The organism is Paenibacillus plantarum, from assembly GCF_013141695.1.
Classification (GTDB): Bacteria; Bacillota; Bacilli; order Paenibacillales; family NBRC-103111; genus Paenibacillus_E; species Paenibacillus_E plantarum.
On record NZ_WHNY01000041.1, the window covers coordinates 142712 to 158809 of the forward strand.

Genomic DNA, 16098 nt, shown 5'->3' on the forward strand with positions numbered 1-16098 from the left:
GATTCTAACCAAAAGAGACTATCCATGCTGCCATTGAGCAGCAAGATAGTCTCTTTTTCATCCTAACAGTTGGAGAATGACTTCTGAACCATCACCCACAGGCAGGTGACTCTTCTTATGTTGATTGGAAACGCGCTTGGCCTGCACATCCGCATAACGACTAGCCAGCATGGACAACCAATGCGAGATCGTATCAGCTGACTGAATCGATTCTCCGAAGCCATGTCTAGTAAAATAATGTACGTTTTCTTCCTCTTGGCCTGGAATGGGATCATAGAATAACATGGGAATCGATTTGGCCAGTCCTTCTGAACACGTCATTCCCCCAGGCTTTGTAACGAGCAGGTCGGAGACTTCCATCAACTTGCCAATCTCTTGTGTAAATCCGAGCAGGTGAATGTTGGGATGCTGATACCGCGGATCTGCCGCTAGTTTCGCAATGGCCTTGTGGTTATTTCCTAAGCAGAAAATAAACTGAATTTGGTCTCTCCACGTCAGTAAATGCTCACTCAATGAATCGCCGCCGATAAGCCCCCAACCTCCACCCATAACCAATACAGTTGGCCTCGATGAGAGATTGAATTGCTGTCGAATTAAAGTTCGATCATGGACTTCTCTGAAACTGGGATGCACCGGGATTCCCGTAATTTCGACATGCGCGGCCGCGATGCCATGAATGATGAGCTTATGTTTAACATCCTCGGAAGACACCATGTATTTATTCACCTCACGGCTGACCCATGTCCCATGAACATCGTAGTCAGTGATAACGGTGCATAAGGGGATATGCAAACCTGCTCTTTTCAATCTTGAAACAACGACGCTGGGAAAAGGATGCGTACATACGATGGCTTGAGGCGCCCAATGCCTGATCATAGCTGCCGTTTGTGCATAGAAAATGCGATGAAGGGCCAGCTGCGTCAACGGATTAAGCGATTTTTGATATTGAGCACGGTACAAGCGACCGTACAATTTAGGCTGAACAGCAATAGTTTTCTTATAAGCGCCTAGAATCCAAGGTGCCAGCGTGGGATGTAGGAATGAGCCGAGCTCCACAACACGCGTTTCGATCGTAGAGCAGCGCTGTTCTAAGCTGCTGGCTAGTGCGAATGCAGCTTGCGTATGGCCGGCACCGAAGCCTTCTGATAGGATGAGCACTCTTCTTTTTCGCGATACATGTTCCATGTTTTACCCCCAGAATGCGACTGTCACTACCGATACCGTCGTTCCAATCAAGCAACCTACGATACAATCCGATGGATAATGGAGTCCTAAGTACATCCGCGACATACCGACAACTAAGGCAAGAGGGATTAGTAAGAGTCCTAGCATGGGTAAAGCATATACGCAAGGGATAATTACCGAGAAAATAGCCGTGGTATGCCCAGAGGGAAATGAGTGATCCGTTAGAGGGTTTTTATGTGTAATGGTTTGAGGATGGACAAGATAAGGCCGAAGTCTAGGGTATCTCTTTTTCATAATGGCAACAGGAATATGGCTGATCGTTAAAGCCAACAGGGCTTGAATTCCAGCTACACGCAGGGAACCTTGCCCAAAAAAAGCCAAGCATAAAGAGATCATAATGGATGCTGTGGCACCGCCCAAATGGGTGATCTTCGTAAAGAATTGATCCAGAAAATGATGTTGGATCCGTTGATTGACGAAGTGGAATAGACGTGTTTCATGATCTTGAAGCCAATGGACAACTTTGCTGCTCATGAGTAACCGCCTCCTTCTAAACTTGGAAATGCTGCTCGCTACCTTCATCATACGATGTGTTTATTAGAGGAGGATTAACTGGATGATAAATATTCATAAATTCAAATTAATGTTGCACTAATCTGGCATTAACATTTGTATGATAGGATGGCAATTATCTTCAACCTGCCTCAGCCAAGTTCGTAGGTATGTATGGCTAGTGTTTCCGAAATTTGGAGCGGATATGCCGCCACAACTAGGCTTGATATGTCCTAATTGTGAACGACGGACTCTTACAGACTTTGTTATGCGAATGTTTTTAAGGTGTGTAAAGCTATCCATTAACAGGGTATTTAAGCAAAAGTTGTCAGCGAATAGCTGAGTAATTTATAATAAGGACGTCACCAGATAGAAAAGGCAGTGTTCGTCTAAATGGTGAACTTTTGGTACACAATATATGAAAAACGATGAAAACAAGACATTTTCGACCTGATTTCAAGCGCATGCTCTATTCGGTGTGTGCGAACCTCCCAAAAATCAAAGAACTGACGCTTTTTCGAAGTTTGCAGACTTTGACAAACAGGGGGAAAGAGAGGAAAATCAGAAACGATTGTTTCACCGTTAGTTTGTAAACATGAATGACCTGTACATAAACGCACTAGGCATACAAAAAGATAGCTGACGTGCACAAAAAAAGGGGGACTTTGCTTCATGCTAGACAAGATTATGCTTTCCGTTCAAGTCTTTTTGGCATTGATCGGTGCGTATCAGTTGTTTTTAACGTTTTTTGGTTGGTATCGTCCCAAAAACAAAAAGATGTTTGCTCCACAGAAATCGTTTGCAGTATTGGTTGCGGCTCATAATGAGGAACAAGTCGTCGGAGCTTTAATTGAGAACCTGAAGACCTTAGATTATCCGCGAGAGCTTTATGACATCTTCGTGATTTGTGACAACTGCACGGATAACACGGCTGACATTGCCCGTCACCACGGGGTGTATGCAATGGAGCGCCATAACCCGAACCTTAGAGGAAAAGGGTATGCGATTGAATGGATGCTCAAAGAGTTATGGAAGCGTGAGCGTCAGTACGATGGCATCGTGATGTTTGATGCGGATAACCTGGTTAGTCCAGATTATTTGATTCACATGAATAATGATCTGTGTTCAGGCTCCCGCGTGATTCAAGCTTACCTAGATACGAAAAATCCGAATGATTCATGGATCACAGGTTCGTTTGCGATCTCGTTCTTCTATGCGAACCGTTTTGTCCAAACGCCGCGTTCCAATTTAGGGCTTGCCAATTACCTTGGTGGGACGGGCATGTGCTTCGACTCCGCTTTGTTAAAGCAAGTAGGCTGGCGGGCAACAAGCTTGGTTGAGGATCTTGAGTTCTCCATGATGTGTGTGCAAATGGGGATTAAACCTACGTATAACTACGATACGCGTGTCTATGATGAAAAACCGTTAACGTTCAGTGCTTCTGCTAAGCAGCGTCTGCGTTGGATGCAAGGTCACTTTGAAGTGGCGAAGCGTTTCTTCTTCCCATTACTATGGCAAGGTATTAAGACAGGTAGCTGGGTGAAAATTGACGCGGCAATCTATTCGGCGAATGTATACAATTTCTTCTTCGGTGCCATTCTAACGGTTATGCTGTGGATTCAATCCATGACTTCTCACGGCACAGCTGATTCAGCACTGGTTCATGTCAACCCTGTGCTTATCAATTCAATCAGCTTGGCGATCTATGTGCTGCTTCCGATGGCGATGTTAGTTGAAAAGGCAAACAAGAAGACTTATAAGTACTTGTTGCTTTACCCGATTTTCATGCTGTCATGGTGGCCGATTACGTTCTATGCGTTCTTCACGCAAAACAACAAACAATGGAGTCACACAGAGCATACGCGTGTTATTCGGTTGGATGAAATGAAAAGTAAACAAGTGAGTTGACTTTTCTAGAATGAGATGATAATATGTTTCAAGTAAAGCAGAAGCGCCCGCTTCTCACCTGACTAACGTAACGTTGGCTGGTTTGAATGAATCATCATGTATATTCAATAGGTTTGTCTTAAACCTGTTATTGATGAAGATGTGGGCCCACTGTGCCCGCATCTTTTTTATATTTGGAAGAGAGTTACATACTTTATGGAGGTGGAACACGATTAGCAAAGACCATATGATTAATGACGAGATTCGTGTGAAGGAAGTACGCCTTATTGGGGCGGACGGAGAACAACTTGGTATAACACCAATTCGCGAAGCTCTTCAAATTGCACTTGACGCGAACCTTGATTTAGTAAACGTTGCACCGACGGCGAAGCCGCCTGTCTGCCGCATTATGGATTACGGCAAGTTCCGTTATGAAACGCAGAAGAAAGAAAAAGAAGCACGTAAGAATCAGAAGATTGTGGATATCAAAGAAATTCGCCTGAGTGCGACGATCGATGAACATGATTTCCAAACGAAGCTTCGCAACGCAGTTAAGTTTCTTGGTGAAGGCGATAAAGTTAAAGCAAGCGTTCGTTTCCGTGGTCGTGAAATTGCGCACTCGGAGATTGGTCGCAAAGTGCTTGAGCGCCTTGCTACAGAAACTGCTGAAATCTCCTCGCAGGAGCGTGCTCCTAAGCTTGAGGGAAGAAGCATGATCATGATCTTAACGCCAAAAGCGACAACTTAGGCGAGTATACTAAATTAGGAGGAACAAACAACATGCCGAAAATGAAAACACACAGCAGCCTGAAAGGCCGTTTCAAAATCACTGGCACAGGCAAAGTGATGAGATACAAACAAGGTAAGAACCACTTGCTTTCTGGTAAATCATCCAAGCAAAAACGCGTATTGTCCACGAACCCAACAATGGCTCCTGGCGATGTACGTCGTTTGCAACAACAACTGTCCCTTATCAAAGGTTAATTGTAACGCAGCATAAAATTCGAACATCATTTATATATCCCAGGAGGTAGTTCACAATGGCAAGAGTCAAGGGCGGATTTATTCGCGCTCACCGTCGTAAGAAAATTTTGAAATTAGCAAAAGGTTATTTCGGTTCCAAACACCGTTTATTTAAAACAGCTAAAGAGCAAGTAATGAAGTCATTGGTATATGCATACCGTGACCGTCGTCAAACAAAACGTAACTTCCGTAGACTTTGGATTACTCGTATCAATGCAGGCGCTCGTCAAAACGGCTTGAGCTACAGCAAATTGATGCACGGCCTTAAATTGGCTGGTATCGAAGTTAACCGTAAAATCTTGGCTGACCTAGCTGTGAATGATTCCAAAGCGTTCAACGATTTGGCAACAGCTGCAAAAGCGAAAGTAAACGCGTAAGCAATGCTTCGCGCCTAAGAGCTTGTCCCCTTCAGGGGGCAGGCTCTTTTTTATCTAATGGAGAATTGCCGTAGAACTCACATGTCTGATGTGGCCTGTGGGGCTGGAAGCTTCCGAAAACGGATCACGATAAACATGAGTAGGGGAATGATCACCTGAAATAACGGGTAAAGCTTCACGCTAAACTTAAGTCCTAGCCAAACGTGCACAGAATAGTTGGGTTCAAGGAATGAAGTGATGAAGATGAGGCAGCCCACAATAACAAGCCAGGTAGCTTTCCGTAAGAAAGGAAAGATGTGCGCGAAGGCATAGACAGCTCCCCAGAAGAAGGTTGTCATTTTGACAAATAGGCCAAGAAAGAGCAATAACGTGACAAGAACATCGAGGCGTTCAAATATATCCCCAACCTCAATGAGCTGGACAGTTTGCAGGAAGGGCAAAGTGCTGTTGGCAGACAGTGTGGTGCCGAGTACAGAAATGTTGATGATATTCATCAAAATCAAGAAGAGAGATACGATGGTGTAAGCCGTAAGACTTAGCTTTTTCACCTTCTTTTGTTCGGGCAGCATATGCCAAATCATGAAGAAGATAATGGTTTGCCCGAAAGGGAAAGAGACCATGTCCGGAAAGGCTGCTCGAAGGACGGGTTTAAAGCCATTTTCTAGGAAGGGCAACAAATTATCGAAATGAATCAAATGGGCGATGCTAATGAGGAAAATAAGTAAACCATAGCTGATAGCAACGATAGGAAGCAGCGCTTCTGTCACTCGAAATAGGGTATCTACCCCCATCATGATCGCGTACGAGGCTAACAGTAGGATGATGAACATGGTGATGTATTTAGGTGTTGTGTTCAGTAACGTTAAATTCGAGATTTCTCCGAAATCACGGACATTTCTCATGGACTCATAAGCAAAATAGATCGCAAAGGAAACTCCGAGGACACTGCCGGCGACTTTGCCGAAACAGATCCGAAGGAGTCCGATGATGTCCTGCTCAGGAGCTCGTCGTTGAATGGATACAAACATTAGCATTAAGAAGAATCCGGCTGTTGCTGCTGCCAACATGGCAAGCCAAGAGTCCTGCTTCGCACCGCTCCCTAGCGCGAATAACGGAGTGCTCCCGATTTCGAATAGGATGATCATAACAACGAGCTGATAGTTCGTAATGCGTTCTTCCAAGACCCTCTACCTCATCCCACTGTGAACTAGAACAGCTCACTCACCTGTTTCTTTGGACATTTCCTTGAAAGCTTTACCACTCATACCGATTCTTGTGATCTTCACTTTCACATTAGTTGCTAGTTCAAGTTTGGCGAAATGCTCCCCCCAATCGGGTTTAACCTGTTTCCAAATCTTGGGGTCGTGCTTATGTATTGCATCTGCGAAATGGAAGACATCTAGATTGTTCTGAACAGCGACTTGAAAGGCATCGGCCATGAGGCGTGTGATTTCGGCACTTGCGATTCGTTCCATGGTATGCAAATCCTTAGGCTGCGTAGGGTCATTCGGACAGCCATTCTCATTCAGGGTACCACTTGTATACACATCAACATGCATAACCAAATGGCCATCTTCAGAGAAGAAAGGCTTCAATTTGCTTTTACTCTGATCGACACGCAGTGCTGCTTTAATATCTTTGCTTCCTTCTGTACAACCAAAGAACAAGGTCGTCTGTTGAATGGTATTCCGAATCCAACTGATGCCATATTCCTGTTCGGCTGTAAACCAGCCAATTAGTTTGTCTTTTTTAAACACAGCCATTCTGCCAAGCCTAAGCTTATTGGTGAAGGATGTTTTCTTAAGCGTGGCAATTGTCGTATTCTCACCTTCACCAGAGATCACAATTTCGGGGACAAGTGTGAAGGGGGCGTCGCTTGCGATCCCCATCATCATTTGATACATGGAGACTTGTTGGAAATTAGAACCGTTTTCAGTCTCGTTGTGAATCATATTTTTGATGGCAGCTCCAGGCACTTTCTCCAGTGGAACAATTTGTTCCAGAATTTTGCGCCCTTCACCACTTGTCACTAGAATGCCCACCGTTTCGCGTGAATCTGAATTGCGCAGGTAGACGTCCAGTAACTGGGAAATACCTTCTTTGGCGGCCTTTTCACCGATGACAATCACACGATTATGTGCAAAAAAAAGAGATCTTGGCATCTCTAAGCTCGATTGCTGTACAGCCCCTCGGATCGAACCGCCGCTTGTAGAGAAAACCATGACAGGCGCTTGCTGCCCAGGGCTTCCCCCTGTATTCGGGTTGGCGATGGATTGCGGGATAACAACCTGATAGGAAACCGTCCAGACCTTTCCGTCCCAATCGATCGCGGTCGCTGAGGTGATAGCAAGTTGGTTCAGTTCTTTGCGATCCCAACAGCCTGTTAGCAGCAAACAGCATAAACTGAGGGTCATCAGACTCAAGTAACGGTTGAGCTTCTGATTCATGTCGATATCCTCCCAGAGCATGTCTTAGACGCGATCTTTTCTAGGTGGAGATGGCTTATCATAGGGCTTATTTCTGGTTGTGTTAGACCGGGTAAAAGGACGTAAGCCTGTTAACCAACGTGGCACCCGTATCAATGTGTCCTTGAGTGAACTCACAGTGAGTGGTGCGACAGGCGTCAAATAGGGAACACCAAAGGAGTGTAGCGAAGCCAGATGGATTAAGATGGCCATACAACCTGTCAAGATGCCGAATAAGCCAAATGAGCCTGCCAACAACATCAGCCCGAAGCGAATTAATCTGGCGGCAACAGCCATATTCAGTGCGGGTGTCACGAAGTTCGAAATCGCTGTAAAGGAAACGATGATAACCATGGCGGCAGAAACTAATCCTGCTTGAACAGAGGCTTGCCCAAGTACAAGCGCACCTACAATCGAAATGGCGGATCCAATCACGCGTGGCATACGCACGCCTGCTTCACGGAGCACTTCGAAGGTAATTTCCATAAGCAGCGCTTCTAGTAAGGCTGGGAAAGGAACGCCTTCGCGTTGTGCGGCCAAAGAGATGAGCAAGGTCGTCGGCAGCATTTCCTGATGAAACGTCGTGATCGCGATATAGAGGGACGGAAGCAGCATCGAGACGAAAAAGGAAATATAGCGAATAGCTCGTATGAACGTTGCAATGTCGAAACGCTGATAGTAATCCTCACTCGATTTCAAAAAGCTGAAAAAGGTAACGGGCGCTTGTAAAACGAAAGGCGTGCCATCGACAAGGATCGCAATCTGACCTTCGAGAATACCTGCGGCTATCGCATCAGGTCGTTCAGAATTCATGATTGTAGGAAACGGGGAGTAAGTGACATCCTCGATATATTCCTCAATAAATCCGCTTTCTAGGATACTGTCCGTATCAATTCGCTCTAATCGCGATGTGGCTTCTGTAACTACCCGTTCATCGGCAATACCCTCCAAGTAGCAAATGATGACCTCGGTTTGGGTATACCGGCCAATGCGCAAGGAAATAAATCGAAGATCAGGAGATCTAATTTTTCTCCGTATTAAAGAGGTGTTCGTACGAATATCCTCCGTAAAGCTTTCCTTTGGGCCACGTACTACAGTTTGCGTTTGAGGTTCTTCAATAGCTCTCTTGTCCCACCCTGAGGTACCAGCGATGATAACTTCTTCATAGCCATCCGCAATAAGAATGGTATTACCCCCTAGGAGGGCAGCGAGGACAGCGGTTCCTTCCTTACTCAAGGTTAGTTCACTGATCGTGATCGCCTGACACAACAAATCATGGAAGCAAATATCCTGCTCCCAATAGGATGTATTCTCATGAGCGGTGAGGAGAGGCTTTGACACGTGTTCATTCAAAATATCATTTTGGACAAGTCCATCAATGTAAAATAAAGCAACACTATTCGTTTCTGGATATACGCCAATTTCTAATTGTCGATAGTACACATCCGAACTTTTGCCTAATTGATCTTGAAGCCATTTGACGTTGTCTTGCAGCGATGTGGTCATGGGGAAAGGGACTTGCAGAGACGTTTTCATTGTAGGCCTCCTCAGAACTTTCCATAGAATTGGTATTATCTTCTCTCACTTTCCATTGTTTTATTCGATCTACCTATTGACTATTGGCTTTCAGATGCATATAATAATCTTTAATCATATTTGATATGGTGAAGCATACGAATGAATCGCTATGAAGAGGAAGAAGTAATAAGGGCACTTATGCGCAGAGAGCGTTGGACTTGCTGAAACCATCGCCTTAATCCCTTACGTACGAAGTCACCTCGGAGCTGTTTTCCTGAAACATGTGCATTATTCACACGTAGTAGGGAGAACCGGAAGAGCACACGTTATCGTGCTGAGGGTAATGTTCGTTCATGAACATTCCTGCTAAGGTTATGTGCTGTGAGGCATATAGCAAATTTGGGTGGTACCACGGAAGCTTAAACCCCTTTCGTCCCGTTGAACACGTTTAGTGCGTGTCCGGGATGATAGGGGTTTTTCTTATTTTCATGGCATGGTAGAAGATAACACGAATTGACTTTTCGAGAGGAGGATCACAATGAATGTTCAAACTGAACCAAAACGCTCTAAAGAAGAACTAATTGAGAAGCTGACGCAGCCAGACCTGATTACAGGCTCCGAGATTTTGCTAAGAAGCTTATTGCTGGAGGGTGTGGACTGCGTCTTTGGATATCCAGGCGGCGCTGTACTGTACATCTATGATGCGATGCATGGTTTTGATGATTTCAATCACTTGTTGACTAGACATGAGCAAGGCGCAATTCACGCAGCTGACGGCTACGCTCGTTCAACTGGCAAAGTTGGCGTATGTATCGCAACTTCCGGACCGGGGGCTACGAATCTAGTCACAGGTATTGCTACAGCATATATGGATTCTGTTCCTCTAGTCGTTATTACAGGTAACGTTGCAACGAACTTCATCGGTACGGATGCTTTCCAAGAGGCTGACATTACAGGTATTACAATGCCGATTACGAAGCACAGCTACTTGGTAAGAGATGTTAATGACCTGCCGCGTATCATTCACGAAGCATTCCATATTGCGAACTCAGGACGTAAGGGCCCGGTTCTCATTGACATACCAAAGGATGTCTCCGCTCATAAAACGATATTTAAGCCTGCAAAGGATGTAAGCATTCGTGGTTACAACCCTACGGTACAACCGAATAAGCTGCAAGTTGATAAGCTGATCAAAGCCATCGAAGAGGCTGAACGTCCAGTAATCATTGCAGGGGGCGGCGTTGTTTATGCGGATGCTTCCAATGAATTGATCGAATTTATTAATAAAACACGGATCCCAGTAGCCACGACTTTGCTTGGCTTAAGCGGCTTCCCAAGTGCACACGAGCTATGGCTTGGTATGCCAGGGATGCATGGAACGTTTACAGCGAATACAGCGATCCAGAATGCAGATCTATTGATTTCTATCGGTTCCCGATTCGATGATCGAGTGACGATGAATTTGAATGGTTTTGCTCCAAAGGTAAAAGTGATCGCTCATATCGACGTAGATCCAGCTGAAATCGGCAAGAACGTGAAGACGGATATCCCATGCGTTGGTGATGTGAAAGCCGTTCTGGAGTATGCGAATACGAAAGCGAAGCCTGCGAATAACGCTGCATGGATCGCTGAGCTGCAAGAAAGCAAAGAGAAGTTCCCGTTGAAATACGGCGAAACCGAAACTGAGCTTAAGCCGCAATACGTTATTGAAATGATCAGCGAAACAACCAAAGGTGAAGCGATCATTACAACGGACGTTGGTCAGCATCAAATGTGGGCTGCGCAGTTCTATAAATTCAAAAACCCTCGTTCCCTAGTAACATCAGGTGGACTTGGAACGATGGGCTTCGGATTCCCTTCGGCGATCGGCGCTCAAATGGGGAACCCTGATAAACTAGTTGTTTCCATCAATGGAGACGGCGGCGTTCAGATGTGTGCGCAAGAACTTGCGATCTGTGCGATCAACAATATTCCGGTTAAAGTTGTTATTATCAACAACCAAGTGCTTGGGATGGTTCGCCAATGGCAAGAAATCATTTATGAGAATCGCTATAGTCACATCGACTTGGCAGGAAGCCCTGATTTCGTGAAGCTTGCAGAAGCTTACGGCGTAAAAGGCTTGCGCGCAACGACGAAAGAAGAAGCGAGAAGAGTATGGCAGGAAGCCCTCGATACACCGGGGCCTGTCGTTATTGATTTCGTCGTACCGAAGGGCGAGAACGTGTTCCCAATGGTTAAAGCTGGCGATACAATTAGTGACATGTTAATGGGGGATTCGGAATGACAACTAAACATACAGTTTCCGTACTCGTAAACAATCAGCCTGGTGTCCTGCAACGTGTTTCTGGTTTGTTTGGACGCCGCGGCTTTAACATTGAGAGCATCACTGTAGGAGAGTCCGAGGAAAACGGACTTTCCCGGATGGTTATCGTAACCACGGGTGATGATAACACATTGGAGCAAATCTCCAAGCAATTGTACAAGTTGATCGACGTTATCAAGGTTGTGGACTTGAGCTCCAACCCAATGGTAGCTAGAGAACTTGCACTAATTAAAGTAAATGCTGAACCGCTTATGCGTCCTGAAATTCTAGGAATTGTTGAAACGTTCCGCGCGGCAGTTGTTGATATTGGTCCAGCTTCATTGATCGTGCAAGTTGTTGGAGATTCAGATAAAATAGATGCTATGGTCGAATTGCTTCGTCCTTATGGCATTCGTGAGCTTTCCCGTACGGGCGTTACTGCGATGATTCGCGGTTCGGTTAAATAAATTTTTACCAAGAAAAACCAAGTGTTCTACCAGCAATAACTTCTCCTTGAGTGGGGGTTTCAGCGAAGTACCACGGTAAATCGTTGAAACACCCACTCAAGGGGTAGACAAAACGGATTCATTATATCAAAGGAGGATTTATTCGAATGGCAGTTACTACTTACTATGAAAAAGATGCAGACTTAGCGGTACTTAAAGGTAAAACGATTGCGGTTGTTGGTTATGGTTCCCAAGGGCACGCACAAGCACAAAACTTGCGTGACAGCGGGTTGAACGTTATTATCGGACTTCGTGAAGGCCGTTCATGGAACGCAGCTAAAAACGATGGTTTCGAAGTTGTATCTGTAGAAGAAGCAGCACGTCGCGCTGATGTTATCCAAATTCTAATGCCGGATGAAACGCAAGCTCGCGTTTACAAAGAGTCGATTCAACCGAACATGAAAAAAGGCGCAGCTATCATGTTCTCCCACGGATTTAACATCCATTTCGGACAAATCGTTGCTCCTGAAGGTACAGATGTATTCTTGGTAGCTCCTAAATCCCCTGGTCACATGGTACGTCGTACGTACGTTGAAGGCTTTGGTGTACCTGGCTTGATCGCAATCGAGAAAGATGCGACTGGCAATGCAAAAGCAATCGGTCTTGCATATGCAAAAGGTATCGGCTGTACACGTGCAGGCGTTATCGAAACTTCTTTCCGTGAAGAAACAGAAACTGATTTGTTCGGTGAGCAAGCTGTTCTTTGTGGCGGTGCTTCTGAGCTAGTTAAAGCTGGTTTCGAAACATTGGTTGAAGCAGGTTATGCACCAGAAATGGCTTACTTCGAGTGCTTGCACGAATTGAAATTGATCGTTGATATGATGTACGAAGGTGGACTTGCTTCCATGCGTAGTTCCATCTCCAACACAGCTGAGTACGGTGACTATGTAACAGGTCCTCGTATCATCACAGCTGAAACGAAAAAAGCGATGAAAGAAGTTCTTTCCGACATCCAACAAGGTAAATTCGCACGCGATTTCATCTTGGAAAACCAATCCAACTTCGCATTCATGAACGCTACGCGTCGTAACGAAGCTCAACACCCAATCGAGGTTGTTGGTTCCCAATTGCGCGAAATGATGCACTGGATCAAAAAATAATCTTAGGCATTATTGAATCTTATAGGCTGTACATTCCACAGGGAGTGATTGAGGAGAATTTCCCAATTGCTCCCTGTGAATACTATAACGACATGGAAAAAATATGTTAGCAAATGCTTGCGAAGCAAGTTTTCTATCGAAAACTTTTAGGAGGTGACACGGTGCGTAAAATTTACATTTTTGATACAACCCTTCGTGATGGTGAGCAGTCACCAGGTGTGAACTTGAACACTCAGGAGAAGGTTGAGATCGCCTTGCAGCTAGAGAAGCTTGGTGTGGATCGTATGGAGGCTGGTTTTCCTGCGGCATCCCCAGGGGACTTGGCAGGTGTGAATGCGGTCGCTAGAGCGATTAAGAACGCTTCTGTTATCGGCTTGTCCCGTGCAAGAGAGAATGATATCGAGGCTGTGCGTGAAGCCCTTCAAGGTGCACAAGATCCATGTATTCATCTTTTCCTTGCTACGTCTCCGATTCACCGTCAGCATAAGCTGCGGATGGAGAAGCACCAGGTGCTAGAAACGGCTGAAGCGGCGATTAAATATGCGAAGAAGTATTTCAGCAAAATTGAGTTCTCACTCGAAGATGCTGGTCGTACGGAGCTGGACTTTATCGCGGAAGTAACAAGCATGGCGATTCGCGCTGGCGCTTCTGTCGTGAATATTCCAGATACAGTCGGTTATATGACACCGTATGACTACGGTAATATTTTCAAAATGCTGAAAGAAACAGTCCCAGGCATTGAGAAAATTCAATTGAGCGCGCACTGCCATGACGACTTAGGCATGGCGACTGCAAATGCGCTAGCTGCTGTTCTGAATGGTGCCGATCAAATCGAAGGCACAATCAATGGAATTGGTGAGCGCGCAGGGAACACCTCGATCGAGGAAGTTGTCATGGCGCTTGAAACACGCCAAGACTTCTACCAAGCGAAGACTTCACTTGTGCTGAACGAGATCTACCGCACCAGCCGTCTAGTCAGCAAACTGACAGGCATGGTGGTTCCAGGCAACAAGGCGATCGTTGGCGCTAACGCCTTCGCGCATGAGTCCGGCATCCATCAGGATGGCATGCTCAAAGAGAAAACAACATACGAGATTATGTCTCCTGAAACGATTGGCGTGAAGGAAAGTAAGCTTGTTATGGGCAAACACTCCGGTCGCCACGCGTTCCGTGAGAAGTTGATTGATCTTGGATACGAGCTCGGCGACGAGCAAGTAAACGCAGCTTTTGCCAAGTTTAAGGATTTGGCAGATCGCAAGAAGCAAGTAGAAGACGAAGATATCCGTGCTCTGATCGAAGAAAAATTGATCGAGACACCGGAAATTTTCGCACTTGGCACGCTTCAAGTTGCTTATGGCAACCAAATGACGCCAACCGCAACAGTTCACGTTCGCTTCCAAGATGGCAGCGAAGTGGCTGAAAGCGCGGTAGGTAACGGTTCCGTTGACGCAATCTACAACGCGATTGATAAAGCGACGAAGGAAAACGTTGAGCTTGACGACTACTCCATCAAATCCGTTTCGCACGGGAAAGATGCGCTTGGTGAAGTTCACGTGGTTCTGAAACAAGATACGATTTCCGTACAAGGGCGCGGTATTTCAACAGACATTCTGGAAGCAAGCGCGAAGGCTTACCTAGACGCTGTGAACAGACTCATTGAGAAACGCAAAAACCCAACAAGCAACAGAAGCAACGTTACGTTAATATAATAATCTCTTAGCTTTCATGGCAACCCGGATAAGCACCTCACCTCCACGATTCGAGGAGGGGTGCTTTCTACAAATGCGAAAGGATGCGTCCCTGTATGAAATATCGATTTTCTAAATCGTTGGAAGGCTTCTCATCGTCAGCTGTAAGAGAAATTCTTAAGCTAACTCAAGGGAGCTCGATTATTTCCTTTGCTGGCGGATTGCCTGCTGAAGAGTTTTTCCCATTAGACGCGGTTAGCGATGCGTTCACGAGAGTTGTTGGCGGCGGGAAGTCTGCGCTGCAATACGGGTTAACAGAAGGCTACAAGCCTTTGCGCGAATCCTTATGCAAGCGGATGGCAGCGAAGAACATGCTGGTTACACCAGACGAGATGCTGTTGACGACAGGATCGCAGCAAGCGATCGATCTTTTGACCCGTGTATATATTGATGAAGGCGATGTCATTCTCGTTGAAAGTCCAACGTATTTGGCAGCGATCCAAGTGTTCCAAGCCAAAGGCGCAAAGATCTACTCCGTTGACAGCGATAGCGACGGGATGATCATGGAGGATTTAGCGGCTAAAATTGCGAAGCATAATCCGAAAATGGTCTACGTTATTCCAACCTTCTCGAACCCTGCGGGTCGTGCATGGAGCTTGGAACGTCGTCAAGGCTTGCTGGATATTTGCCGCGGCGCGGATGTGCTCATTCTGGAAGATGACCCGTACGGGGAGATCCAGTTTGACGAGAGCGAAAGCTACCCAACTGTCTACTCGTTAGGTGGAAAAGCGGAGGGTGGAAATGTTGTTTACACGAGCACCTTCTCCAAAACCGTAGCTCCTGCTTTCCGTACAGGTTGGGTGATGGGCGACGAGTCGCTGATTCGTCAAGTTGCACGCTTCAAGCAATCCGCGGATCTACACTCCAGTACAATTGATCAGCAAACGCTGTATCACTTGCTCGATCATTTTGATCTGGACGCACATATTTCCTTAATCCGTGAACAGTATTTGGATCGGATGAAGTTCATGTCAGGACTGCTCAAGGAGCTGAACTGGCCTGGTCTGAAATGGGAAGAGCCAAAGGGCGGCATGTTCATTTGGGTGGAACTTCCTGAGCAAATTAACGCAGCGGATTTGTTGAAAATCGCGGTCAAAGAAGGCGTAGCCTTTGTTCCCGGTGCTACGTTCTACGCGGAAAATCCACAGTACAACACGATGCGCTTGAACTACACGCATACAGATAAAGAAACGACCGTTCTGGGCATGAAAAAGCTCGCCAAAGCGATGGAATCGTATTTGCAAAACGCATAAAAAAGAGATGCAGCACCCAAGGCCGTTGGCTTTGGGTGTTTTTTTTGGCGCAGCGCGGCGGCTGCGTCGGGCGGGAAAGGAGGAAATAGCGGCCATTTTGGGCGCTATTTCAGTGTGTGCGGCGCCGATGGGCGCGGATAAGGCCCGAAAAGGGCCTTAAAGTGCAGCGCGGCGGTTACGCC

14 protein-coding genes and 1 other annotated feature are annotated in these 16098 nt (G+C 46.0%); of the genes, 9 read left to right on the forward strand and 5 right to left on the reverse strand.

Annotated elements, in window-relative coordinates:
- Positions 1 to 57 precede the first annotated feature (57 nt).
- Both GC096_RS14760 and GC096_RS14765 read right to left on the reverse strand, forming a co-directional pair.
- Positions 58 to 1185, reverse strand: coding sequence for an MGDG synthase family glycosyltransferase (locus tag GC096_RS14760; protein ID WP_171631204.1), 1128 nt, complete (start codon positions 1183 to 1185; stop codon positions 58 to 60).
- 3 nt (positions 1186 to 1188) lie between these two features.
- Positions 1189 to 1719, reverse strand: a complete 531-nt coding sequence (locus tag GC096_RS14765; RefSeq protein WP_171631205.1) for a phosphatase PAP2 family protein — start codon at positions 1717 to 1719, stop codon at positions 1189 to 1191.
- Positions 1720 to 2409: 690 nt separating this feature from the next.
- Between GC096_RS14765 and GC096_RS14770 the strand changes: the two genes are divergently transcribed.
- The 4 genes from GC096_RS14770 (at position 2410) to rplT (ending at position 5024) form a co-directional block, all read left to right on the forward strand.
- Positions 2410 to 3645: a glycosyltransferase family 2 protein gene (locus tag GC096_RS14770; RefSeq protein ID WP_171631207.1), complete on the forward strand. Its 1236-nt coding sequence runs from the start codon at positions 2410 to 2412 to the stop codon at positions 3643 to 3645.
- 29 nt (positions 3646 to 3674) lie between these two features.
- Positions 3675 to 3819, forward strand: a sequence feature (ribosomal protein L20 leader region).
- Between the two features lie 52 nt (positions 3820 to 3871).
- Positions 3872 to 4372 (forward strand): translation initiation factor IF-3, encoded by a 501-nt coding sequence (infC, locus tag GC096_RS14775; RefSeq protein ID WP_056609101.1) that lies wholly within the window; start codon positions 3872 to 3874, stop codon positions 4370 to 4372.
- 32 nt (positions 4373 to 4404) lie between these two features.
- Positions 4405 to 4608: a 50S ribosomal protein L35 gene (gene rpmI / locus GC096_RS14780; protein ID WP_028553997.1), complete on the forward strand. Its 204-nt coding sequence runs from the start codon at positions 4405 to 4407 to the stop codon at positions 4606 to 4608.
- Between the two features lie 56 nt (positions 4609 to 4664).
- Positions 4665 to 5024: a 50S ribosomal protein L20 gene (gene rplT / locus GC096_RS14785; protein WP_028553998.1), complete on the forward strand. Its 360-nt coding sequence runs from the start codon at positions 4665 to 4667 to the stop codon at positions 5022 to 5024.
- Positions 5025 to 5101: 77 nt separating this feature from the next.
- Here the strand turns inward: rplT and GC096_RS14790 are convergent, their stop codons facing one another.
- From GC096_RS14790 to GC096_RS14800, 3 genes are read right to left on the reverse strand one after another with little or no spacing between them, the layout of a single operon-like run.
- Positions 5102 to 6205 carry a GerAB/ArcD/ProY family transporter gene (locus GC096_RS14790; RefSeq protein WP_246302757.1) on the reverse strand — a complete coding sequence of 368 codons (1104 nt, stop codon included), beginning with the start codon at positions 6203 to 6205 and terminating at the stop codon, positions 5102 to 5104.
- 36 nt (positions 6206 to 6241) lie between these two features.
- Positions 6242 to 7471, reverse strand: coding sequence for a Ger(x)C family spore germination protein (locus GC096_RS14795; RefSeq protein ID WP_246302758.1), 1230 nt, complete (start codon positions 7469 to 7471; stop codon positions 6242 to 6244).
- 24 nt (positions 7472 to 7495) lie between these two features.
- Positions 7496 to 9025, reverse strand: coding sequence for a spore germination protein (locus GC096_RS14800; protein WP_171631208.1), 1530 nt, complete (start codon positions 9023 to 9025; stop codon positions 7496 to 7498).
- A 520-nt stretch (positions 9026 to 9545) separates the two neighbouring features.
- Between GC096_RS14800 and ilvB the strand changes: the two genes are divergently transcribed.
- The 5 genes from ilvB (at position 9546) to GC096_RS14825 (ending at position 15916) form a co-directional block, all read left to right on the forward strand.
- Positions 9546 to 11291 carry a biosynthetic-type acetolactate synthase large subunit gene (ilvB, locus tag GC096_RS14805; RefSeq protein WP_171631210.1) on the forward strand — a complete coding sequence of 582 codons (1746 nt, stop codon included), beginning with the start codon at positions 9546 to 9548 and terminating at the stop codon, positions 11289 to 11291.
- Positions 11288 to 11776 (forward strand): acetolactate synthase small subunit, encoded by a 489-nt coding sequence (gene ilvN, locus GC096_RS14810; RefSeq protein WP_171631212.1) that lies wholly within the window; start codon positions 11288 to 11290, stop codon positions 11774 to 11776. The genes ilvB and ilvN overlap by 4 nt, the downstream gene beginning before the upstream one ends.
- Before the next feature lie 146 nt (positions 11777 to 11922).
- On the forward strand, positions 11923 to 12915 hold the full coding sequence (gene ilvC, locus GC096_RS14815) for a ketol-acid reductoisomerase (protein ID WP_028554004.1): 993 nt from the start codon (positions 11923 to 11925) through the stop codon (positions 12913 to 12915).
- A 161-nt stretch (positions 12916 to 13076) separates the two neighbouring features.
- Positions 13077 to 14624, forward strand: a complete 1548-nt coding sequence (locus tag GC096_RS14820; RefSeq protein WP_171631214.1) for a 2-isopropylmalate synthase — start codon at positions 13077 to 13079, stop codon at positions 14622 to 14624.
- Positions 14625 to 14719: 95 nt separating this feature from the next.
- On the forward strand, positions 14720 to 15916 hold the full coding sequence (locus GC096_RS14825) for an aminotransferase-like domain-containing protein (protein WP_171631216.1): 1197 nt from the start codon (positions 14720 to 14722) through the stop codon (positions 15914 to 15916).
- Positions 15917 to 16098 lie beyond the last annotated feature (182 nt).

Bases quoted from the DNA above. Each gene is read 5' to 3' on its own strand.
- GC096_RS14825 (WP_171631216.1), top strand. From the start codon at position 14,720: ATGAAATATCGATTTTCTAAATCGTTGGAAGGCTTCTCATCGTCAGCT.
- ilvN (WP_171631212.1), top strand. From the start codon at position 11,288: ATGACAACTAAACATACAGTTTCCGTACTCGTAAACAATCAGCCTGGT.
- GC096_RS14765 (WP_171631205.1), bottom strand. From the start codon at position 1,719: ATGAGCAGCAAAGTTGTCCATTGGCTTCAAGATCATGAAACACGTCTA.
- ilvB (WP_171631210.1), top strand. From the start codon at position 9,546: ATGAATGTTCAAACTGAACCAAAACGCTCTAAAGAAGAACTAATTGAG.
- GC096_RS14800 (WP_171631208.1), bottom strand. From the start codon at position 9,025: ATGAAAACGTCTCTGCAAGTCCCTTTCCCCATGACCACATCGCTGCAA.
- infC (WP_056609101.1), top strand. From the start codon at position 3,872: ATGATTAATGACGAGATTCGTGTGAAGGAAGTACGCCTTATTGGGGCG.
- rpmI (WP_028553997.1), top strand. From the start codon at position 4,405: ATGCCGAAAATGAAAACACACAGCAGCCTGAAAGGCCGTTTCAAAATC.
- GC096_RS14760 (WP_171631204.1), bottom strand. From the start codon at position 1,185: ATGGAACATGTATCGCGAAAAAGAAGAGTGCTCATCCTATCAGAAGGC.
- GC096_RS14770 (WP_171631207.1), top strand. From the start codon at position 2,410: ATGCTAGACAAGATTATGCTTTCCGTTCAAGTCTTTTTGGCATTGATC.
- GC096_RS14795 (WP_246302758.1), bottom strand. From the start codon at position 7,471: ATGAATCAGAAGCTCAACCGTTACTTGAGTCTGATGACCCTCAGTTTA.
- ilvC (WP_028554004.1), top strand. From the start codon at position 11,923: ATGGCAGTTACTACTTACTATGAAAAAGATGCAGACTTAGCGGTACTT.
- rplT (WP_028553998.1), top strand. From the start codon at position 4,665: ATGGCAAGAGTCAAGGGCGGATTTATTCGCGCTCACCGTCGTAAGAAA.